Origin of the sequence: Vibrio sp. S11_S32, assembly GCF_014694465.1 — a bacterium.
In the GTDB taxonomy this organism is placed as follows: domain Bacteria; phylum Pseudomonadota; class Gammaproteobacteria; order Enterobacterales; family Vibrionaceae; genus Vibrio; species Vibrio algicola.
In genome coordinates this window covers 50,811-72,199 of the sequence record NZ_JAAUWS010000003.1, presented here as the reverse complement: position 1 = coordinate 72,199, position 21,389 = coordinate 50,811, and the positions used below count along the sequence as shown (strand labels likewise).

At 43.3% G+C, this 21,389-nt stretch carries 17 protein-coding genes and 1 pseudogene; 11 read left to right on the top strand and 7 right to left on the bottom strand.

The window, feature by feature from the left end:
- Window positions 1–128: 128 nt before the first annotated feature.
- Window positions 129–887, bottom strand: a complete 759-nt coding sequence (miaE, locus tag HC723_RS03130; RefSeq protein WP_153448179.1) for a tRNA isopentenyl-2-thiomethyl-A-37 hydroxylase MiaE — start codon at window positions 885–887, stop codon at window positions 129–131.
- A 232-nt stretch (window positions 888–1,119) separates the two neighbouring features.
- Between miaE and HC723_RS03125 the strand changes: the two genes are divergently transcribed.
- The 6 genes from HC723_RS03125 (at window position 1,120) to serS (ending at window position 10,141) form a co-directional block, all read left to right on the top strand.
- Window positions 1,120–2,358 (top strand): methyltransferase, encoded by a 1,239-nt coding sequence (locus HC723_RS03125; protein ID WP_407701699.1) that lies wholly within the window; start codon window positions 1,120–1,122, stop codon window positions 2,356–2,358.
- Between the two features lie 213 nt (window positions 2,359–2,571).
- Window positions 2,572–3,066, top strand: a complete 495-nt coding sequence (gene lrp / locus HC723_RS03120; RefSeq protein ID WP_153447339.1) for a leucine-responsive transcriptional regulator Lrp — start codon at window positions 2,572–2,574, stop codon at window positions 3,064–3,066.
- A 192-nt stretch (window positions 3,067–3,258) separates the two neighbouring features.
- On the top strand, window positions 3,259–6,525 hold the full coding sequence (locus HC723_RS03115; RefSeq protein WP_190338248.1) for a DNA translocase FtsK 4TM domain-containing protein: 3,267 nt from the start codon (window positions 3,259–3,261) through the stop codon (window positions 6,523–6,525).
- A 121-nt stretch (window positions 6,526–6,646) separates the two neighbouring features.
- Window positions 6,647–7,258: an outer membrane lipoprotein chaperone LolA gene (gene lolA / locus HC723_RS03110; protein ID WP_153447338.1), complete on the top strand. Its 612-nt coding sequence runs from the start codon at window positions 6,647–6,649 to the stop codon at window positions 7,256–7,258.
- 44 nt (window positions 7,259–7,302) lie between these two features.
- Window positions 7,303–8,652, top strand: a complete 1,350-nt coding sequence (locus HC723_RS03105; protein WP_190338189.1) for a replication-associated recombination protein A — start codon at window positions 7,303–7,305, stop codon at window positions 8,650–8,652.
- 178 nt (window positions 8,653–8,830) lie between these two features.
- Window positions 8,831–10,141, top strand: a complete 1,311-nt coding sequence (gene serS, locus HC723_RS03100) for a serine--tRNA ligase (protein ID WP_153447336.1) — start codon at window positions 8,831–8,833, stop codon at window positions 10,139–10,141.
- 84 nt (window positions 10,142–10,225) lie between these two features.
- Here the strand turns inward: serS and HC723_RS03095 are convergent, their stop codons facing one another.
- Both HC723_RS03095 and bioA read right to left on the bottom strand, forming a co-directional pair.
- Complete coding sequence (locus HC723_RS03095; protein WP_190338188.1) at window positions 10,226–10,798, bottom strand: ATP-dependent zinc protease family protein; 573 nt, start codon at window positions 10,796–10,798, stop codon at window positions 10,226–10,228.
- 235 nt (window positions 10,799–11,033) lie between these two features.
- Window positions 11,034–12,356: an adenosylmethionine--8-amino-7-oxononanoate transaminase gene (gene bioA, locus HC723_RS03090; protein ID WP_190338247.1), complete on the bottom strand. Its 1,323-nt coding sequence runs from the start codon at window positions 12,354–12,356 to the stop codon at window positions 11,034–11,036.
- Window positions 12,357–12,529: 173 nt separating this feature from the next.
- On the opposite strand from bioA, the gene bioB reads away from it, so the two are divergent.
- The 4 genes and pseudogenes from bioB to bioD all read left to right on the top strand — a co-directional run bounded on the left by bioB (window position 12,530) and on the right by bioD (window position 16,398).
- Window positions 12,530–13,576 (top strand): biotin synthase BioB, encoded by a 1,047-nt coding sequence (bioB, locus tag HC723_RS03085; RefSeq protein WP_190338187.1) that lies wholly within the window; start codon window positions 12,530–12,532, stop codon window positions 13,574–13,576.
- Window positions 13,577–13,607: 31 nt separating this feature from the next.
- Window positions 13,608–14,762, top strand: a pseudogene (bioF, locus tag HC723_RS03080) (8-amino-7-oxononanoate synthase); the annotation flags it as partial.
- A 125-nt stretch (window positions 14,763–14,887) separates the two neighbouring features.
- Window positions 14,888–15,724 carry a malonyl-ACP O-methyltransferase BioC gene (gene bioC, locus HC723_RS03075; RefSeq protein ID WP_190338186.1) on the top strand — a complete coding sequence of 279 codons (837 nt, stop codon included), beginning with the start codon at window positions 14,888–14,890 and terminating at the stop codon, window positions 15,722–15,724.
- Window positions 15,721–16,398, top strand: coding sequence for a dethiobiotin synthase (bioD, locus tag HC723_RS03070; protein WP_190338185.1), 678 nt, complete (start codon window positions 15,721–15,723; stop codon window positions 16,396–16,398). The genes bioC and bioD overlap by 4 nt, the downstream gene beginning before the upstream one ends.
- Before the next feature lie 138 nt (window positions 16,399–16,536).
- Here the strand turns inward: bioD and HC723_RS03065 are convergent, their stop codons facing one another.
- Window positions 16,537–16,689, bottom strand: coding sequence for a hypothetical protein (locus HC723_RS03065; RefSeq protein ID WP_178306460.1), 153 nt, complete (start codon window positions 16,687–16,689; stop codon window positions 16,537–16,539).
- Between the two features lie 351 nt (window positions 16,690–17,040).
- On the opposite strand from HC723_RS03065, the gene htpX reads away from it, so the two are divergent.
- Entirely contained in the window at window positions 17,041–17,904 is an 864-nt protein-coding gene (gene htpX / locus HC723_RS03060; protein WP_153447331.1) for a protease HtpX, read from the top strand.
- A 215-nt stretch (window positions 17,905–18,119) separates the two neighbouring features.
- Here htpX and rsmS read toward each other — a convergent pair whose 3' ends face one another.
- The 3 genes from rsmS to dinG form a co-directional block, all read right to left on the bottom strand.
- The gene (gene rsmS / locus HC723_RS03055) at window positions 18,120–18,302 is read right to left on the bottom strand and encodes a pleiotropic regulatory protein RsmS (RefSeq protein WP_225874311.1); all 183 of its coding nucleotides are present in this window, start codon (window positions 18,300–18,302) and stop codon (window positions 18,120–18,122) included.
- 37 nt (window positions 18,303–18,339) lie between these two features.
- Window positions 18,340–18,906: a primosomal replication protein gene (locus HC723_RS03050; RefSeq protein ID WP_190338184.1), complete on the bottom strand. Its 567-nt coding sequence runs from the start codon at window positions 18,904–18,906 to the stop codon at window positions 18,340–18,342.
- 79 nt (window positions 18,907–18,985) lie between these two features.
- Complete coding sequence (dinG, locus tag HC723_RS03045) at window positions 18,986–21,076, bottom strand: ATP-dependent DNA helicase DinG (protein ID WP_190338183.1); 2,091 nt, start codon at window positions 21,074–21,076, stop codon at window positions 18,986–18,988.
- Window positions 21,077–21,389 lie beyond the last annotated feature (313 nt).

The window sequence follows — 21,389 nt, the reverse complement described above, 5'->3', positions numbered from 1 at the left end:
TTTATCCCTTAATATTTTTAAGATGCTTGATTATTGTGAATGTGGCAAGCGATTTTGATAAGTACAGCAATAAATACCATTTTCCTAGATTGTTATAGTAGCCTACGCACTTATCAATTTTGTAAAGGCTATTCGGTTGGGCTGCCACTGTGGAAGCGAAATGATGAGTCCGGCGCTTGAATAAGTTGCGCTTCATGTAAACCGATCAAAGTGACACGCTCACTAATATCTTCACCCGCAATTGCCGCAGCAAGGGATAAATAATCTTGGTAGTGACGAGCCTCTGAGCGTAATAATGAGACATAAAATTTATTCAATTCATCATCTAAAAATGGTGCTAATTTGGCGAATCGCTCACAAGAACGGGCCTCAATGTAAGCACCGATGATCAGCTTATCAATTAAAGCTTGTGGTTCATAAGTCCGCACCATTTTCATCATGCCTTTTGCATAAGTGCCAGCGGTCATATTTTGATATGCAATATCTCGGCTTTGCATAATATCGAGCACTTGCTCAAAATGATGAAACTCTTCTTTGATTAAACGCACCATTTTATCGACTAGATCTTGCCCGTGTGGGATGTTGTCTTTCACGGTTAAACTGGCCGACTGCATAATGCTTTTTTCTGGGAAGGCGACATCTCGAATGCAACGATAGACATAATCTTCATAAGGCTTAGCCCATTGCATTAATGTGGCGGTACTGTCTTTAGTAATGGCGTATTTTCTTACCACAAACATTGCCGTTTGCGCCGCTTTAAGCTCACAGTTACAATGATCAATTAATAATGACGTCAATTGCTGTGGTTGGCGTGCTTTTTCAATCCAAGCATCCGGCGTGGTACATTGTAAAAAAGCATCAATCGGTTCGAGCAGTTGTTGGATCATTGATTGTTGAGGCGTGGCCGTTATAGATTTAGCGGTTATAGGCTTGGCATTTATAGAATTGGCTGTTATAGACATAGCAATTATCAGATCGTTAAAATAATGATAAGTGCGATTTTATCATAGTGAGCATGCATTTGGGCATTTCACTTTCAAACCATACTGCGATTGACTCCGCGACACACAAGGCACTCCTTTTATAATGCAACCGCAACTTTCTCAATCATGTAAAGATTTGGCTCAATCATTTACAACCTTGGATGTTCAACTGCACCAGACCCAAGCGCTATGGCGTTTTGAACCGTTTCATCAAAGTCTATCGCCAGTTCTGCCTTGGTTAGATAGCCACCCGGAACTGTGTGAGTGTTTAAGCGCGCTAACCGATGACGACATTCTTGATCTAAAAGAGGATACGCCGCGATTAATTCAATTGTTATCGCCTTTTATTCCACAATTAAGCCAATTGACTCGTCTGTGTGAACTGCCATCAAATTTACCGGAAGAATTAGCGCTACCGCAAGGATTTGAGGTTGGGATCCCAGGGCGTAAGTGGCAACAAATTTGCGCGATGGGACAAGCGGCACTGACAAATAATAACAGCAGTGAGTGGTTAGAATGGTGTGCAGGAAAAGGTTACTTAGGTCAGATTTTAGCTCAGCAATCTCAATTGCCAGTCATTAGCTTTGAATGGCAGCAAAGTTTATGTGATGCCGGACAAATGATAGCCCAACAACGTCATTTACCGATGAGCTTTATTCAAGGTGATGCATTATCACAGGGCGCCAAACAGGTGTTAAAGCCCAATCAACACGCGGTTGCCTTGCATGCGTGTGGGGATTTACATGCTCATTTAATTGAAATGGCCGCAGAGGTGGGGTTATCGGCGTTGACCATTTCGCCTTGTTGTTATCATCTAACTCGCTCGGATGGTTATAAAGCGTTATCAAACTTAGGGCAGCAAGCCTTATTGCAGCTGACCAAACAAGAACTAAAAATCCCACTGCAAGAAACTGTCACCGGTGGACAAAGAGTTCAATTACATCGCCGCCAAGAAATGACTTATCGCTTAGCGGTGGACAGTTTATTGAGAGAAGGGCGGTGCGAGAAACATTATACGCGGTTGCCTAGCATCAAAAAGTCGCAATTAAGTTTAGGCTTTGAGCATTTTTGTCACTGGGCTAACCAGTACAAACCTCTCAATTTATTAGTGGATAATGACGAACAGAGTAATATGTCTAAATGGTTGTATCGCGCAGAACAGCGTTTTATGTTGATGGAGCGTATGAGCCTGGTGCAACAAGTATTTCGAAGAGCACTAGAAATGTGGTTAGTGTATGACAAAGCATTAAAGTTAGAAGAACAAGGCTACCAAGTAAGCCTAAGTACATTTTGCCCGCGATTGGTGACACCGAGAAATATTCTCATTCAAGCTCAAAGAGTTAACACTGAGTCGTACACCAGCTCCTTTTTATAGGGCGTTTTTCGAATCACAGCACTGTTTTTTGCTTCTAAAGCTTGTGTCTATCCTTATTTTGTCTTTAATATTGGGTTTTATACCTATTTTTAGGTTATTCATTGGATAAAAATGAAGTATAGTAGGGTTTCAGTGATATTTGCTACTAACTAATAAATCACTCAGTTAAAAAGAATATATTTTTTGCAAGGACGTAAAATAAGGTGGAAGTAAATGATAGATAACGAAAAGAGACCGTCCAAGGATTTGGATCGGATTGATCGCAATATTCTTAATGAACTACAAAAAGACGGACGTATTTCTAACGTCGAACTGTCTAAGCGAGTTGGTCTTTCTCCAACCCCATGTTTAGAGCGTGTGCGCCGTCTAGAACGCCAAGGCTATATTACTGGCTATACTGCACTACTTAATCCTCAGTACCTTGATGCCTCACTATTAGTGTTTGTGGAAATTACCCTAAACCGTGGCGCGCCAGATGTGTTTGAGCAATTTAATACCGCAGTGCAAAAACTGGATGATATTCAAGAATGTCACCTTGTTTCGGGCGATTTTGATTATCTATTAAAAACCCGAGTATCAGATATGGGTGCTTACCGTAAGCTACTTGGTGATACTTTATTGCGTCTTCCTGGGGTGAATGACACTCGCACTTATGTGGTGATGGAAGAAGTAAAACAATCCAGTCAACTTGTGATCCAAACACGATAGAACAAAATTCAACCTCATTGTTGCCAAGATGCGTTTAAATCTGCGTCTTGGCGGCGTTTTGGTGTAGGTTTTTTTCCTTGTTTCGGTTATTGTTAGCAGGTGTTGTCTACCGAGCGACTTAGGTCGCTCGTTGTATTTTAAGACCACTGAGCTCGGAGATAGGGGAACATTTTGTTTACGACCAGCAAAAACATTTTCAAACTAAATAAAGCGCAAGCCGTTACGGTTATTAAAGCCAAAGAAACGAAAGTAAGACCACGTTTGAATGGATCAGAACGCCTAAAAGAAGGCGGATTTATTGTGGGATTATTAGTGGCGATCTTGATGATGGTGGCGTTATTCTCTTTTAATCCAGCAGATCCTTCATGGTCCCAAACAGCATGGGGTGGGCCTGTACACAATGCTGGTGGCTATATTGGTGCATGGCTTGCCGATACTCTATTCTTCACCTTTGGCTCTTTTGCTTATCCACTTCCTTTTATTATCCTTGGCGCGAGCTGGGCTTTTTTCCGTTCTCGAGATGAAGATGAATCAATTGATTTATTATTGTGGGGCACGCGTCTGCTTGGCTTAACCATTATGTTGCTTACCAGCTGTGGTTTAGCTGATATTAACTTTGATGATATTTGGTATTTCTCATCCGGCGGGATTGTCGGTGACGTATTAACCTCATTATCGATGCCTGCGCTTAATAATCTCGGTTCAACTTTAGTGTTTATGTTTTTATGGGGCGCGGGTTTTACGCTGCTTACCGGTATTTCTTGGCTGTCGATTGTTGAGAACTTGGGTCAGTGGTCATTACGAGCTTGTCAGCGTATCTTTAACCGCAGTCGTGGTGAACAAACGCAAGTCCTGTCTTCGGCTGGTTTCCAACAACAAGAATTAGCGTCATTACAATTTGATGATGTTGAAGAAAAAGATCTGTCTTTATCATTAGATGCAGTAGACGATAGCAGTGAAGAGATTGAAGCGGCTCAAGAACCAGAGAAAAAAGCCCCCCGTTTTAATATTCACTTCCCACGCAAAGCGAAGAAAACGACGCATCAAGAACCGGTGATGTCTAGCAATGAATCGATCCAACCAAGTGAAGAGGATCTTAATGATCCGTTGTTTTCGGCTCCTGCGACAGCAACCCCAATTAGCTCTCATTCAGCGAGTCCAATAACAGATCCTCAACCTGTCACTCAAATGCTAACAACCAGCAGTGAGCACAGTGCCAATATTACCCAAACCGCTGACGTGATTAGTCAAAGTGAACAGCCAGCAGCGCCTGTGGCTCAAGAAACACAAGACCGATACCAGAATCTGAATGCGACCATTGCGGAACTTGATCATGACGCCGAATTGCATGGTGACTTTGCCTCGCAACAATCTGAAAATGAAAATAATGTGAGCCCTGATCCACAAGCAAACCAACAAGTGAGTGTTGCGCCTTCGACATTCAATATTGATCCTGTTGATGATATTACGCCATCATTAGGCAATATTGATATCGCAGTAGAACCAGAAAGCCCGATTGTGGTTAATACCGATTTAGTTGAAGATGACTCACAGCCATTGGTTGCGGCTAATACTGCGCAGGCGGTGACTCAAACCAATGAAAATCACAATAGTGAAAACCAGGCGATTGTTCAGCCAAATATTGAACCTCAAGCGCCAAGCACCAATGAACCGGTTACTCAGTCTGAAGCTGAGGCCGCGCCATCTGTGACGGCAAGTCATTCACAAAACCCGATTCCTGCTGCGACACAAGAGCAAAGCGTTCATTCTGAGGCTGTGGGAGTAGAAAGCGCAACGGCCACTGAGCAGGTGAGTACTGCGGCTATCGACACTGACACGGCTGTCCATACTGATGCGGATAGCGCCGCATTCCAAAATATGGTCGCAACCGCTCAGGCTCAACAAATGGCCTCGCAAAATCCATTTTTGATCCAGTCTGATCATAATTTGCCAGTACCTACTGCGCCAATGCCGACTCTTGAATTGCTTTACCATCCTGAAAAGCGTGAGAATCATATCGATCGTGATGCGCTTGAAGGGATTGCTCGTTTGGTTGAATCAAAACTTGCCGATTATAAAATCGAAGCGCGAGTAGTGGATATTTTCCCAGGTCCTGTGATCACCCGTTTTGAGCTCGATCTTGCGCCTGGCGTTAAGGTGAGTCGTATTTCGGGTTTATCAATGGATTTAGCTCGCTCATTATCAGCCATGGCAGTGCGCGTGGTTGAAGTCATTCCGGGTAAACCGTATGTCGGCCTTGAATTGCCGAATATGAGCCGCGAAACCGTGTATTTATCCGATGTAATTAGCTCTGATCAATTCCAACATAATAAATCCCCGACCGCTGTCGTGTTGGGACAAGATATTGCTGGTGAAGCGGTAGTAGCTGACCTAGCTAAAATGCCCCATGTTTTGGTCGCGGGTACCACTGGTTCGGGTAAGTCGGTTGGCGTGAACGTGATGATCTTAAGTATCTTATATAAAGCGACGCCAGAAGAAGTGCGCTTTATTATGATCGATCCGAAAATGCTAGAACTGTCTATTTACGAAGGCATTCCACATCTACTTTCCGAAGTCGTAACAGACATGAAAGATGCGTCAAATGCACTGCGTTGGTGTGTTGGCGAGATGGAACGCCGCTATAAATTGCTTTCAGCTGTCGGGGTACGAAATCTAAAAGGTTACAACGACAAACTTAAAATGGCTGCGGAAGCGGGGCATCCTATCCACGATCCATTATGGCAACCTGGTGATAGCATGGATGAAATGCCACCACTATTGGAAAAATTGCCGTCTATTGTGGTGATCGTAGATGAATTTGCGGATTTGATCATGGTAGTGGGTAAAAAAGTGGAAGAGCTTATCGCCCGTTTAGCGCAAAAGGCGCGTGCGGCTGGTATTCACTTGGTGCTTGCGACTCAACGCCCATCGGTGGACGTTATTACCGGTTTGATTAAAGCCAATATTCCCGCTCGCGTGGCATTTACTGTATCCACTAAGACCGATTCACGTACTATCTTAGACCAAGGTGGCGCAGAATCATTATTAGGTATGGGCGACATGTTGTATCTTCCTCCTGGTTCTAACCACCCAGTACGTGTGCACGGTGCCTTTGCTTCTGATGATGATGTCCATGCAGTTGTGAATGATTGGAAGGGACGTGGCAGACCGGTTTATATTGATGAAATTGTCCATGGTGAGCCGACGGCAGAAAGCTTGCTTCCAGGTGAGAAACTGGAAGATGAAGAAGAAATGGATCCATTGTATGACCAAGTGGTGGAGTTTGTGACCGATTCTCGTCGAGGTTCTGTATCAGGGGTTCAGCGCCGCTTTAAAATTGGTTATAACCGCGCGGCGCGTATTGTTGAACAGTTAGAAGCGCAAGGCATTGTGAGCACGCCAGGGCATAACGGCAATCGTGAAGTGATTGCGCCTCCTCCGGTGAAGCAGTTCGACTAATTTACCCTTCATATTTGAAATTACGGCATCGCTGTAACTCCAACAACTTTGGGTAGACTCTGCGTACTTGTCGCGATAAATATATAGTTAGCAAATATTGATGATTTTAAAGGATTCGACAATGAAAAAATGGTTAACGGTTTTGTTATTTGCTGCGGCATCTGTGTCGAGCACTGCCGCTTTTGCTAATGCGAAAGATGTCTTAAGTTCTCGCCTAAGTCTAAATGACGGTTTTAGCAGTGATTTCTCACAAAAAGTGACCAGCCCGGAAGGCGAAGTGTTAATGGATGGTAAGGGGAGCGCGCAGATCTCACGCCCAAGCCTTTTCCGTTGGGAAACCAAAACCCCCGATGAAACGATCTTAGTCTCTGATGGCAAAAGCGTTTGGTATTACAGCCCATTTGTTTCGCAAGTCACCATTTTGAGCCAAGCACAAGCCACTGCGCAAACGCCATTTGTGTTACTAACACGTAATAAAGCCAGTGATTGGGCACAGTATACTATCACTCAGAATCAAGATGTCTTCACTTTAAAACCAACCGCTAAAGACACCACTGTCGGTACATTCCAAATTGCCATTGATGCCAAAGGCGTGGTGAAAGCCTTCAATGTAATTGAGCAAGATGGACAAAAAAGTGAGTTCGAATTTAGCCACTTTAAAATGGAAGTCCCAAATAAAGCGCTGTTTAGCTTTAAAGTGCCAAAAGGGGTCGAAATCGACGATCAACGTTAATAGTTGATACCTGAATATCTGCGTGGATTAATGGGTTATAGAATATGAGCAATTTTAATTTAGACTTTACAGCTGATGAGGATTTTCGCCCATTAGCCGCGCGTATGCGACCAATGACAGTCGAACAATATTGCGGTCAACAACATATTCTAGGCCCGAATAAACCGCTGCGCCGCGCGCTAGAAGCCGGTCATATTCATTCTATGATTTTATGGGGCCCACCGGGTACCGGTAAAACCACCTTGGCAGAAGTGGCGGCTAATTACGCCAATGCAGAAGTAGAGCGTTTATCGGCGGTCACATCTGGAGTAAAAGATATTCGGCTGGCGATTGAAAAGGCGCGCGAGCATAAATTATCTGGCCGCAAAACCATTCTATTTGTCGACGAAGTACACCGCTTTAATAAAAGCCAACAAGATGCTTTTTTGCCACATATCGAAGATGGCACCGTAACCTTTATCGGTGCGACCACTGAAAACCCTTCTTTTGAACTCAATAACGCATTGTTATCGCGCGCGCGGGTATATAAATTAACCGCATTAGATTCAGCTGATATTTTGCATGTGGTGGATCAAGCGATCCAAGATAGCGAACGTGGTTTGGGTAATATTGCCGCCCAGTTTGAAGATGATGTCCTGGAGCGCTTAGTCGAGTTGGTCAACGGTGATGCGCGTATGTCGCTTAACTACCTTGAGCTTATTTACGATCTGGCCGAAGAAAATGAGCAAGGTATTAAAGTCATCACCTTGGCATTATTAGCGGAAGTGGCCGGGGAAAAAATTGCCCGTTTCGATAATAAAGGCGATATGTGGTACGACTTAATTTCAGCGGTGCATAAATCGATTCGAGGTTCCAATCCCGATGCCGCGTTATATTGGTCGGCGCGTATGATTGCCGCTGGTTGCGATCCTTTATACCTAGTGCGCAGATTACTTGCGATCGCATCAGAAGATATTGGTAATGCCGATCCCCGCGCTATGCAAGTGGCCGTTTCCGCTTGGGATTGCTTTACTCGTATAGGCCCTGCGGAAGGCGAACGCGCCATTGCTCAAGCGGTGGTATATTTAGCTTGTGCACCTAAAAGTAATGCGGTTTATACGGCTTGGAAGCAAGCGTTGCAAGATGCGCATAATCAACCTGATCATGATGTCCCTCATCACTTGCGTAATGCCCCAACCAACTTAATGAAAGATCTTGGTTATGGTGAAGAATACCGCTATGCCCATGATGAGCCTGGATCGTATGCCGCTGGTGAAAACTATTTTCCTCCCGAAATGGCACAAACTCGCTACTATCATCCCAGCGATCGAGGCTTAGAAGCTAAAATTAGCGCTAAACTAGAATATTTGGCTGATTTAGATTTAAAAAGCCCACAAAAGCGCTATCAAAAGTAGTGCTTTTTGGGTATTTTAGTAAGCAATAAATAACCTCATTATTTGACGTTACGTTCAGGTGACCGTTTGGTAAACATCCGATAAATCTGATTAACAAAAACGTCAAATAAAGCGGATACCTTTTCTTTAAAAGCAGATTTTGACTGCTTTATTCACACTTAGACCAACAGGATTAGCAATGCTTGATTCTAAATTATTTCGAACAGAGCTGGATGAAACAGCTGCCAAATTAGCCCGTCGTGGTTTTACTCTTGACGTAGAAACCATTCGCAACCTTGAAGAACAGCGTAAGACGTTACAAGTTAAGACTGAAGAGCTGCAAGCATTGCGTAATTCCCGTTCGAAATCCATAGGTCAAGCAAAGGCACAAGGCGATCACGAACAAGCTGAACGCATTATGCAAGAAGTCGGCACTTTAGGTGCCGATCTTGATAACGCCAAAGCGGCATTAGTTGAATTGCAAACCGAGCTTGATACTATTACTTCTGCGGTTCCAAACTTGGCAGATGATTCTGTACCGCAAGGTAAAGACGAAGAAGACAACGTCGAAATTTCGCGTTGGGGCGAGCCGAAAACGTACGATTTTGAATTAAAAGACCATGTTGATTTAGGCGAAATGGCGGACGGTCTTGATTTTGCTAGCGCGGTTAAAATTTCAGGTTCACGTTTTATCGTAATGAAAGGTCAGTTTGCGCGTCTGCATCGTGCCATTGCCCAGTTTATGCTCGACCTTCATACTCAAGAGCACGGCTACACAGAAATGTATGTTCCGTATCTTGTTAATACCGACAGTTTATTCGGTACGGGCCAAATGCCTAAATTTGCTGAGGATTTATTCCATACTAGTCCGTTGACTGAGCAAGTAAGTGAAGTGCCATTAAAAACGCTTTCATTGATCCCAACCGCTGAAGTGCCAGTAACCAACATGATGCGTGACACCATCAGTGATGAAGCGGATCTACCGATTAAAATGACCGCTCATACCCCATGTTTCCGTTCAGAAGCTGGCTCTTACGGGCGTGATACTCGTGGTCTTATCCGTATGCACCAATTTGATAAAGTTGAATTAGTGCAAATCGTAAAACCAGAAGATTCTATGGCGGCGTTAGAAGAGCTGACGACTCACGCAGAAAAAGTACTTAAATTGCTGGAATTGCCGTACCGAAAAGTCGTGCTATGTACTGGCGATATGGGCTTTGGCGCAACCAAAACTTACGATTTAGAAGTGTGGGTTCCTGCGCAAGAAACTTACCGTGAGATTTCATCTTGTTCAAACTGTGGTGACTTCCAAGCTCGTCGTATGCAAGCGCGCTTCCGTCGTAAAGGCGAGAAAAAACCAGAATTAGTCCACACTCTTAATGGCTCAGGCCTTGCCGTTGGCCGTACTATGGTGGCGATCTTAGAAAACTATCAACAAGCTGATGGTCGCATTGAGATCCCGCATGAGTTACGTTCATACATGAATGGCTTAACGCATATTGGTGGCTAGTAAACCCCAATAAAGAATCAATAAAAAACCGAAGCCTATTAAGCTTCGGTTTTTTTATGATTAATTTTTACTAAGTGAAATATATTACTTAGCCGTTTTAGTCTCGGCAGCGAGTTTTGTTTTTGGTTGCAGATAAGCATGGGACACATCGACAACCGCTTCTTTATCGATAAAAGTACGGCCAATCAATACTGGGAATTCTAATTGGCTACGATCGACTAAAGTGAAATCAGATTTAGTTTTATGATCGCCAATTTGGATATTAAGATCAATAACAGGACGAGAAGCGGAAGCTTTAGTTGTACTCGCTTGTTTTACTTCTACCCAACGTTTTACCGGCGCGGTAAACAGTTTTGAAGTCCAATCATCATGGGCCAATTTATAATCGACCATGTTCTTGCCATCTTTTTTGTAAAGACGAATGTTAACGGCGCTGATGGATGAGGTGGTGGCACCGGTATCAATACGCGCTTTGATATTGCGATTGATGTCGGAAATATAGACCCATTCCGTCTCGCCTAAAATCAAGTCACCATTTTTAAGATGAGTTGCGACAGGAATATCCTTTGCAGTAACGGTACTAACCGGTTGTGCTTTTTCTGCTGCAATTGCTGAAAATGAGCAAGAGAATAGTGCGATAATTAACCATTTAAACATATTAGGGAACCTTTTATTCCATCTGAAAAGAGCTGAACAAATACTAACATAAAGCGCGCTCTGCATGCAGGGTGTGCTGGGATTTTTCGTTAGATTTTACCTTGCTACGAGATAGGGCGTTTTTTGGCAACCAACCATATCCCTTCATTACTATCATGTTAGTATAGCGCTTGTTGTCCGCTAGTATTCATTTTTGTGATGTTTCGATTTTATTTATGTGTTGTGGAACTCAATTCTATTTTTGAAAACAAGCGTCATCACATAACGCACTCTCGATTGCTTGGATTAATTGCACAATATGATCCGCCGCTGAGATATAAGGAGGCATGATATAAATCAGCTTACCAAAAGGGCGGATCCAGACGCCGTGCTTAACAAAGTGAGCTTGGATGTTTTCCAAATTAACTGCAATATGAGTTTCAACCACTCCAATCGCGCCTAACCAACGAACGGATTTGACCTTATCGTTTTGCATAAGTTCTGGCAATTTCTGCTCAAAAATATGTTCAATACCCAACACCTGTTGTTGCCAAGCGCCCGTTTTAATCAAATCCAAACTGGCGGTGGCGACCGCGCAAGCTAATGGATTAGCCATAAAAGTAGGACCGTGCATAAAGCAACCTGCGTCACTGCTGCATACTCCATCCGCAACTTTGTTGCTGGTAATAGTGGCGGCTAAGGTCATGTAACCACTGGTGAGGGCTTTACCTATGCATAATATATCGGGCTGAATTTGAGCATGTTCACAAGCAAACAATTTACCGGTACGGCCAAAACCGGTCGCAATTTCATCCACGATCAGCAATACATCATAGTGGTCGCATAAACGCCGTACCGCTTGTAAAAACTGTGGGTGATAAATGCGCATTCCCCCCGCGCCTTGCACGATAGGCTCTAAAATCACCGCGGCCAATTGTTGATGATGTTGGATTATTTTTTGCTCAAAATCGAGAAGGTCGGCGGGATCAAACTCAGGCCAAACTCCATCTTGTATCTGATAATTTTGCGGTGAGGTGGCAAAAATATGCTCGGGCAGAAATCCTTTATACATCTGATGCATCGAATTGTTAGGATCGGTCACCGACATGGCCGCAAAGGTGTCGCCATGATACCCATGCTCTAGAGTCAAGAACTTGGAACGCAGCGGAGTATTGCTGGTCGCTCTTTGCTTTGCTTCTTTAGCATACCAATACTGCAACGCCATTTTTAAAGCCACTTCGACCGACACCGAGCCAGAATCGGCTAGAAAAACGTGTTCTAAGTTAGAGGGCACTAAATCCAAAATATTTTTGCATAACGCAATGGCGGGATCATGGGTTAAGCCGCCAAACATAATGTGCGACATTTTATCAATTTGTTGATGCGCTGCTTGATTGAGCTTGGGGTGGTTGTAGCCATGAATAGCCGACCACCATGAGGACATCCCATCGACGAGTTGTTGTCCATCTTCTAAATGGATCATCACACTATTGGCATGTGAGACCGGATAACAAGGCAAGGGGTTAATGGTTGAAGTGTAAGGATGCCATATATGGTGGCGGTCAAATTGGATATCTATCATTACTAGTGCTCGATAAGTGCGCGGCTGTAAACCTTTGCTATTATTTTGTGTTGACAGTGTATAGGCTGCGAGTAGACTAGCCAAGCTTTATCCCTCTCGCGGCTCTCTGAAAGGGAAGCGAATCAACTTTGGTCATCCCAATTGTTCAATCTAAATTTAAGGAATTTGCAGTGGAAGCTCGTCAAAACTGGACTGTTCAACAAGTACAAACATTACTCAATAAACCTTTTATGGACTTGTTGTTTGAAGCTCAGCAAATTCATCGCCAGTATCAGCAAGTCAATCAAGTTCAAGTCAGTACTTTACTGTCAATCAAAACCGGTGCCTGCCCAGAGGATTGCAAATATTGTCCGCAAAGTGCTCATTACCGTACTGATGTTGAAAAAGAGCGTTTAATGGAAGTGGAGCGAGTTTTAGAGGCGGCGCAAAAAGCTAAGCATTCTGGTTCGACGCGTTTTTGCATGGGGGCGGCGTGGAAAAACCCTAAGCAACGCGATATGCCTTATTTAACCGAGATGATCAAAGGCGTTAAAGAGCTAGGGTTAGAAACCTGTATGACGTTAGGGATGTTAACCCCAGATCAAGCCGATGAGTTATCCGATGCGGGTTTAGATTATTACAACCATAACCTTGATACCTCACCGGAGTTTTACGGCAAAATCATCACCACTCGTACCTATCAAGATAGATTGGATACCTTGTCACATGTTCGCGATGCAGGGATGAAAATCTGCTCTGGCGGCATTATCGGTATGGGCGAAAGTGTGTCGGATCGCGCCGGTTTATTGGTGGAGTTGGCAAATCTACCGACTCAACCAGAAAGTGTCCCGATTAATATGTTGGTCAAAGTAAAAGGCACACCGATGGAAAATGTCGATGATGTTGAGCCTTTTGACTTTATCCGTTTAATCGCCATTGCGCGAATTATGATGCCTCAATCGGCGGTGCGCTTGTCGGCTGGGCGCGAAAATATGAATGAGCAAATGCAAGCACTGTGCTTTATGGCGGGAGCCAACTCAATTTTTTACGGTTGTAAGTTATTAACGACACCCAACCCTGAAGAAGACACCGATCTGCAATTATTTCAAAAACTGGGCATTAATCGACAACCAGTGCAACAAAAGCCAGATCAACAACAAGAGAATGATTTACTTGAACAAGTGATTGAACAGACAGCGATCAGACCAAGCGCTAATGACCTATTTTATCCGGCTTAAATGCCGCTAATGAAAAAGAATGAATTTGAGAATGGTGATGTTCAGTCAACGTATTTCACAGCAACTACAACAACGTCAACAAGCGGGACTGTCGCGTCAATTACAGCCTGTGACACAGCTCAATAACGGCGAATTAATCGATCAGCAGCAACAGCGATTGGTGAATTTTTCCAGTAATGATTATTTAGGATTAGCGCAAGATCCCGAGTTGCAACAAGCATGGCAACTCGGCATAGCTAAGTTTGGCTGTGGCAGTGGGGCATCGCCTTTAGTGACTGGATTTAGTTCGGCCCACGCAGATCTTGAAGCTCAATTGTGTGAGTGGCTGGGGTTTGAACGAGCGATTTTATTTAGCTCTGGTTTTAGTGCCAACCAAGCGATGTTGTTTGGTTTGATGCAGGCGGGCGATGTGCTTATTCAAGATAAGTTAAATCATGCTTCGTTAATGGAAGCCGGTTCATTGTGCGCCGCAGAGATGCAACGGTTTAAACATAATGATATTGCGCATTTAGAGCAGCGTTTACCGTCACAGGATAATAAGCCTTGCTTAGTGGTGACAGAAGGGGTGTTTAGTATGGATGGCGATCAAGCGAGATTATCAGCGATTGAGTCCGTTTGTCATCAGCATCAAGCTTGGCTGGCGGTGGATGATGCCCATGGTATTGGGGTTTTAGGTGACAATGGCACGGGCAGTTGTGCGGCGGCGGGTATTAAGCCCAATATATTGGTGGTGACATTTGGTAAAGCGTTTGGTTTGTCGGGGGCCGCGATTTTATGCGACCGTAATACTGGCGATTATTTGACTCAATTTGCACGTCATCATGTTTATTCAACCGCGATCCCGCCTTCGCAAGCTTATGCTTTATCTCATGCGGTCAAGATGATCCAAACTCAGCAATGGCGACGCGATAAACTCAATGATCTTAACGAGTGCTATGCGGATCAATGCCAAAAACTAGCAGGGTATGTTGCGACTAAAACGCCGATAAAGCCGTTTATTTATGGCAGTGTGAATAAGGTGATGCTGGCGTCAGAAAAGTTAAAGCAAGCGGGTTTTTGGGTGGGCGCGATCCGCCCGCCTACGGTGGCCCAAAATAGCGCTCGGTTACGCATTACCCTAACCGCCAATCATAGCCAAGCCCAAGTGCAACAATTAGCGCAATGTCTTATTCAGTTAGCGCAAGAACGTTCGATACTCCAAACTAGCGACATGTCTTTTAAAAGCGCAGCTTGTATCGACGCAGCTTGTACCGATGCACTTTGTAGCAAGGAAACCGCTACTAATGAACTTGGCATAAGAGGGGGGATGTAATGAGCTTTGCTACTCTTGAGCAAGAATGCCACCACAGCCGAGTGAGTGATAAGCAAGCCATTGCGGATGCTTTTAGCAAAGCGGCCAGAACTTATGATCAGCATGCCGCTTTTCAGCGAGAGGTTGGCCAGCGCTTAATGGATAAATTACCCAACGACTTATCTGGTTTATCGGTATTAGATTTAGGCTGTGGAACCGGCTATTTTACTGAACAATTATTAAAACGTGGTGCTGATGTGACGGCCTTTGATTTGTCATATTCGATGCTAGAGCAATGCCAACAACGTTGTGATGGGGTTATGGCCCAAAGTGACAATGTATCAAGGGTGAGTTATCAGCAAGGTGATGCGGAAGACCCTCCTTTTTCCGCCGCTAGCTTCGATATTATTTTCTCCAGCTTGGCTATTCAGTGGTGTCATGACTTATCTCATTTGTTTCAGATGTTAAGCCGAATGTTAAAAAAAGAGGGGCAATGTTATTTTTCGACATTGTTAGAAGGTTCTTTGATTGAATTAAAGAGATCTTGGTCACAAATTGATAAATATCAACATGTGAACCAATTTCATCAGTGGGATCAACTAAACTTTGCGTTAGCGCAAACTTCAGCGCAGCGCTATCACGTAGACTCAGCCGAAATTCAAGTTTGGTATGACTCCGCATTTGAGTTAATGAAAGATTTAAAAGGCATAGGCGCAACCCATGTTGATGGTCGCAGTGCCGGTTTAACCAAGCGTCGTTCATTACTGGATGTAGAGAAAGCATACCAACAATTTCGTAATCCATTAGGTCAGCTACCTGCGACCTATCATGTTTGTTTAGGGCTTATTTTAAAATGATGAATTCAGTATTTATTGCCGGTACGGATACCGATGTAGGTAAAACTATGGTATCTCAGGCACTATTGCGTGCTTTTACAGAAAAAGGATTCTCAACCTCAGGTTATAAACCAGTGGCTTCAGGCTCGGAGATGACAGAGCAAGGGCTACGAAATTCAGACGCATTGCACCTGCAAAGCGCTTCAAGTGTTGAATTAGACTATGACACAGTGAATCCTTACACCTTAACCATGCCAGCTTCACCCCACTTTGCGGCGCAAAAAGACGGCGTAGTGATTGATTTTAATGCATTATCGACAAGCTTGGTGGCGCATAAAGAAGCGGCCGATTTGGTTGTGGTTGAAGGGGCTGGCGGCTGGCGAGTTCCTGTTACCGAACAAACCTGTTTATCCACTTGGGTTCAGCAAGAAAAAATGCCGGTTATTCTAGTGGTTGGGATCAAGCTAGGCTGTTTGAGTCATGCGATGTTAACCGCAGAAACGATTGAAAACGACGGTTTAGAAATCGTCGGTTGGGTCGCCAATCGCATTAATCCAGGTACAGAGCACTACCCAGAAATTATTCGTATGTTAGAGCTAAAAATCAATGCCCCTAAATTGGGTGAGATCCCATATTTACCTGGCTCAAAGCGCAAAAATGCCAATAAATATTTGGATGTTTCAAGCTTGATTTAATAACATTGCCATTATGTATTTAGCATACAAAAACGCGACTCCAAAAGAGCCGCGTTTTTTTATGTTCAATTTTTACATTTTGACAAAGGTATCTGCGTAATGAGTCATCTTGTTACTAATGAGGATTACGTTAACCCTTCACTGCTTTAAATTGACACCAGGGATCACAACGTTCACTTCTTCGTCTTTGTTTTCATTAATGCCTAAATGCTGCTTAGCTTCATCCTCTGAGAGTCCCAGATGGCAAGATAATAAATCAATCGCCATTTGGTAGTTCGCTTGCTCTGACATCTTACTATCCCTATTATTTATTGAAGTCTATAGATAAAATAAAGGGCTAGCGTTTATAAATCAATACGACCAAAGTCTTAGCTAACATGGTTCAATGAGTTTGAATCTCATCATAATGACTAGGGGCTGTTGATCAATGTAGTCGTTAACTCAACGGGAATTTAACCTTGTTTAAAATGTGACATTTTGAGTGCTATCACATTGTTTAATAATAAAAATCAATATTCAGTGCGATATTTATCAAGCAAACAGATAAAGACATCAAATGTTTCAATTTAACGCTTAACCTATGATGAGAAATCTACGATTATAGCGAAAGATAATTAAGCTTCTAATTTTATGGAGACAACGATGAAGCGAGTGATGTTATTTTTAGCAACCAACCTAGCCGTCGTGCTGGTGTTAAGTGTTGTTCTGAATATTGTTTATGCAGTGACTGGAATGCAACCGGGCAGTTTATCGGGTTTATTGCTGATGGCGGCGGTATTCGGCTTTGGCGGTTCATTTATTTCTTTGCTAATGTCGAAAAAAATGGCTCTGCGTTCTGTGGGGGGGCAAGTTATTGATCAGCCACGTAATGAAACCGAACATTGGTTAATTCAAACCGTGACTCGCCAAGCGCAACAAGTTGGAGTCGGTATGCCAACTGTGGCGATTTACGAATCCCCGGATATTAATGCATTTGCCACAGGCGCTAAACGAGATGATTCATTGGTTGCGGTGTCGAGTGGTTTATTGCATAGCATGACAAGAGAAGAAGCCGAAGCGGTTTTGGCCCACGAAATGAGCCATATTGCTAATGGTGATATGGTCACTATGACCTTGATGCAAGGGGTAGTGAATACTTTTGTGATTTTCTTATCGCGCATGATCGCCAATATTGTCAGTTCAAATAATAGCGATGAAGGCCGTGGTGGCAGTATGATGAGTTATTTCATTATTTCTATGATACTGGAAGTGGTGTTTGGCTTCCTCGCCAGCTTTATTACCATGTGGTATAGCCGTCATCGTGAATTTTATGCCGATGCGGGCGCTGCTCAATTGGTAGGCAAAGAGAAGATGATTGCTGCATTAGAGCGATTAAAAATGAGTCATGAGCCACAATTAGAAGGCTCAATGATGGCATTTGGCATTAATGGTAAGCAAACCATGATGCAATTATTAATGAGCCATCCACCGCTAGATAAGCGGATTGAAGCACTGCGTAATAGCTGATTATGTATAGATAGCAATCATAAAGGCTTGGATCTCATTTGAGACCAAGCCTTTTTTTGTTTGTGGTTATACTAATTGCATCAATCTAATGATCGTTCAAAATTGAGTACAGAGAAAATGTCAAAGGCCATGGATAATCTTTTCTCAAGCGAATAAGGATGGATCAGCGTCTTTTCGGTGTATTCAAATTGATCAAAACTTAAATGGAATGGGTATTATTTTGATTGCTTTTTTAAATCAGTCTTAACGATCTCAAGCGCCTTTAAAGCCACGCTAGGGTCAATATTATGACTTTCTAATAAGTAAATCAGATCAACCGCTAGCTTGATCTCATCGGGTGCATTATCAAGTGGGCTCGATACCGAGTCACTATCATTAGCACGATCACTATCATTCACAATTTCGGTTTGTCGCTTTTGTTCTGCTGGATTGGATTTAGACATAATCGTTACTTGGGTTGTGTTTTTCACGGTAAGTGATTTGGCGTTCAATCTTTAATTTCGCTTCTTTACAACGCGCTAAACGTTGCTCTGCGGTCATTAAATCTTGTTGCGCTTGTGTTTGGTTATGTTGGCCAGTGTGATTCAATGCGGCGGTCTTTTGGCGAACTAAATCCTGTAAACGGGTTTCCCATTCTTGGTGCTGAGCTAAATTTTGATATAACTCGCTGATCGGTTTACGGTAATGACTGCTGTGTTTTATTTCGGTATTGCGGATTTTTTGGGTAGCGAGTTCGCGTTGGATTGCGCCTAATTGGGATAATAATAATTGGGTTAAATGCTCTGCGCGCAATGCGGTTAACCGTTTTGCGGACTGTTCGCGAATAATGGTGTCATAGGTTGCGCGTGTTTCTGCCACACAAGGGACAAGCAGGCGAGCACGACAGCGAAATAAATGCTCATCAAATAATGCTTGATGGTGTTCGCCTTTTTGTCGGTCGCGACTGGCAGCTTGAATCGACATTTGGTCAAGTTTGCTGGTAATGTCGTTAAATGTGCTCATAAGTGACCTTAACTATCATGATATATGAATTTCTCATTTGTATGTGCGTTGTGCTCCTCACTTCAATATGAGCATAGCCTCAATACTCAATATTACGAGCAAAAGGGGGGAGGGAATCTAACAATGCCTTGCCATAACGCTTACTAATAATACGGCGATCAAGCAATACAACTCTACCAGAATCTTGCTCTTTACGCAGCAGTCGTCCGACCGATTGGATCAGTTTCTTGCTCGCTTCCGGCACCGAGATTTGTAAGAACGGATTGCCACCTTTATGGCTAATGTATTCTGAGTGTGCTTCTTCTACTGGAGAAGTTGGAACGCCAAAAGGGATCTTAGTGATGATCAAGTTTTCTAATAGCTTACCTGGTAAATCTAACCCTTCTGAAAAACTGCCGGTACCAAATAGAACACTGGTTTGGCCAAATTGGCAATAAGCACTGTGTTTTTTAAGAATTTCGCCGCGTGAGGCTTTACCTTGTACCTGCAAATTCCATTTATTCTTAACCGCGATCTTGTCTAACGCTTCGGTGACTTTGTTCATTTGCCAATAAGATGAGAAGAGTACCAAATTGGCTTTTTTCTCTTCGATGTATTTTGGTAGTAACTCAATTAAGTAGTCAGTGAATTCTTGCTGTTGCGGTTCTAATTTTAGTTTAGGGATCAATAACTCAGCATTGTTGGCGTAGTCGAATGGTGAGGCCAAGGCTAAAAATTGAGTGGCATCTTCCGGTTTTAAACTGACCCCAGCTTGAATCGCAAAGTATTGGAATGAATTCAGCGCGCGCATGGTGGCAGAGACTAATACCCCACCATAACAACGACTCCAAAGCTTTTGATCGAGTCGCCAACCGATTTCTAATGGAGACACATTTACAATAAAGTCATTATCACGCTCAGGGCTGATTTCAAGCCAACGGGCCAGCGGTGCGCCTGTTTCATGGTTAGGCTCAGCCATTAATTGCCAAACCTTCGCGAGATTTTCCAATCGTTGTAAGTAAAAGCCAGCTTCGGCTAATGCAGGCTCTGCGATGCGGCTTGAGAGTTCGCCATCTTTCACGCGCTCGCTAATTAAGTCGGTGATTTTTGCCATTGCTTTATAGGCTTTTTGAGTCAGCGATTTTAAGCCTTTGGATTCTTCTTCCAGCCACGCGGGCAGTTCGCCATGTTCAAAGCGATAAACTTGGTCTTTAAATTGTTCGGCGTTGAACTGTTGGCTTAATTGAGTCAGTGATGGGATCAATTGTTGAATCGCATCAATCAAATCATTTTGAAAACGACCGCTGCGTTTTATATCGGTCAGACCCGTAAACTTAGTGACCGATTTATTTAAGCTTTCTAGCCAACTGGTGACGCCTTTTAAACTTGCCGCCGCAGAAGCATGCTCACGCGCCACTTTTGGTAAATGATGCGCTTCATCAAAGATATAAATGCTTTGTTCAGGTTCGGGTAAAATTACGCCACCGCCTAAATCAATATCGGCCATCACTAAGCTGTGGTTGGCAATAATGACATCGACCTTATCTAAATTAGCTCGAGATTTTTGGAATGGGCAGTCTCGGTGAGAAGGCATCGAATTATTGCAACTGTGCTTATCGCTGGCAATCACTTTCCAAATCTCATCAGAAATTGTGGCAGGCCAACTGTCTCTATCACCATCCCACTTATTGTTGCTGATCGCTTTAAACAAAGATTGCAGTAATTCAATATCTTTGGTTTTTGGCTTGGTTTCAAACATACCCAGTTGCGAGCCGCTGCCTTGCGCGGAATTTTGCCCACTGGCGGCAACTAATTTTTCTAAACAGCAATAGCGTTGACGACCTTTGGCTAAGATAAAGCTAAAAGGGGTTTCAGTCAGCCTACGATAAAGCGGCATATCTTTATGCACCAGTTGTTCTTGCAGTGCCACGGTAGCGGTCGAAATAATGATTTTCTTTTGGCTAAATTGTGCGAAAGGAATGGTCGCCATTAAATAGGCCAGAGATTTACCAATACCCGTTCCTGCTTCTGCCACAATCATGCGATTGGAATCATGATAAGTGCCCGACAAGGTTTTCGCGATTTCAGCTACTAAGTAGTTTTGCGCTCGGCGGGGTATGAACCCATCCAGTTGATGAGATAGGTTTTGATAGCTTGTTTTGATGGCTTTTTGAATGGTTGGCGACAGCATAGATTCTTCTCATTAATTGACGCTGAGATAGTAGCATAAAATGCCGTTTTGGCCTTTAAATGAGATAGAAAGGAAGTTGTTGTAAAATTGTTGGGTTTATCAATTGAGCTAATAAAAGCTAAAACAAACAGTTTTTAGTGGCTTTTACCAATGAAAACAAGACGCTTGTCACAAAATAAGATGGAACTTTTAAAATAAAGGCGTTAAGTATCGAATTCCCATGTTGCCTTTGTGTTAATTCTTTGTTGTGGGCCATTCGTGATATTTAACTCTAAATAAATGTTATTTTTTAGTGTTATACGTTGATATTTTG

Coding starts and splice junctions, on each gene's coding strand:
- miaE (WP_153448179.1), bottom strand. CDS start 887: ATGATCCAACAACTGCTCGAACCGATTGATGCTTTTTTACAATGTACC.
- lrp (WP_153447339.1), top strand. CDS start 2,572: ATGATAGATAACGAAAAGAGACCGTCCAAGGATTTGGATCGGATTGAT.
- lolA (WP_153447338.1), top strand. CDS start 6,647: ATGAAAAAATGGTTAACGGTTTTGTTATTTGCTGCGGCATCTGTGTCG.
- HC723_RS03105 (WP_190338189.1), top strand. CDS start 7,303: ATGAGCAATTTTAATTTAGACTTTACAGCTGATGAGGATTTTCGCCCA.
- serS (WP_153447336.1), top strand. CDS start 8,831: ATGCTTGATTCTAAATTATTTCGAACAGAGCTGGATGAAACAGCTGCC.
- HC723_RS03095 (WP_190338188.1), bottom strand. CDS start 10,798: ATGTTTAAATGGTTAATTATCGCACTATTCTCTTGCTCATTTTCAGCA.
- bioC (WP_190338186.1), top strand. CDS start 14,888: ATGAGCTTTGCTACTCTTGAGCAAGAATGCCACCACAGCCGAGTGAGT.
- bioD (WP_190338185.1), top strand. CDS start 15,721: ATGATGAATTCAGTATTTATTGCCGGTACGGATACCGATGTAGGTAAA.
- HC723_RS03065 (WP_178306460.1), bottom strand. CDS start 16,689: ATGTCAGAGCAAGCGAACTACCAAATGGCGATTGATTTATTATCTTGC.
- htpX (WP_153447331.1), top strand. CDS start 17,041: ATGAAGCGAGTGATGTTATTTTTAGCAACCAACCTAGCCGTCGTGCTG.
- HC723_RS03050 (WP_190338184.1), bottom strand. CDS start 18,906: ATGAGCACATTTAACGACATTACCAGCAAACTTGACCAAATGTCGATT.
- dinG (WP_190338183.1), bottom strand. CDS start 21,076: ATGCTGTCGCCAACCATTCAAAAAGCCATCAAAACAAGCTATCAAAAC.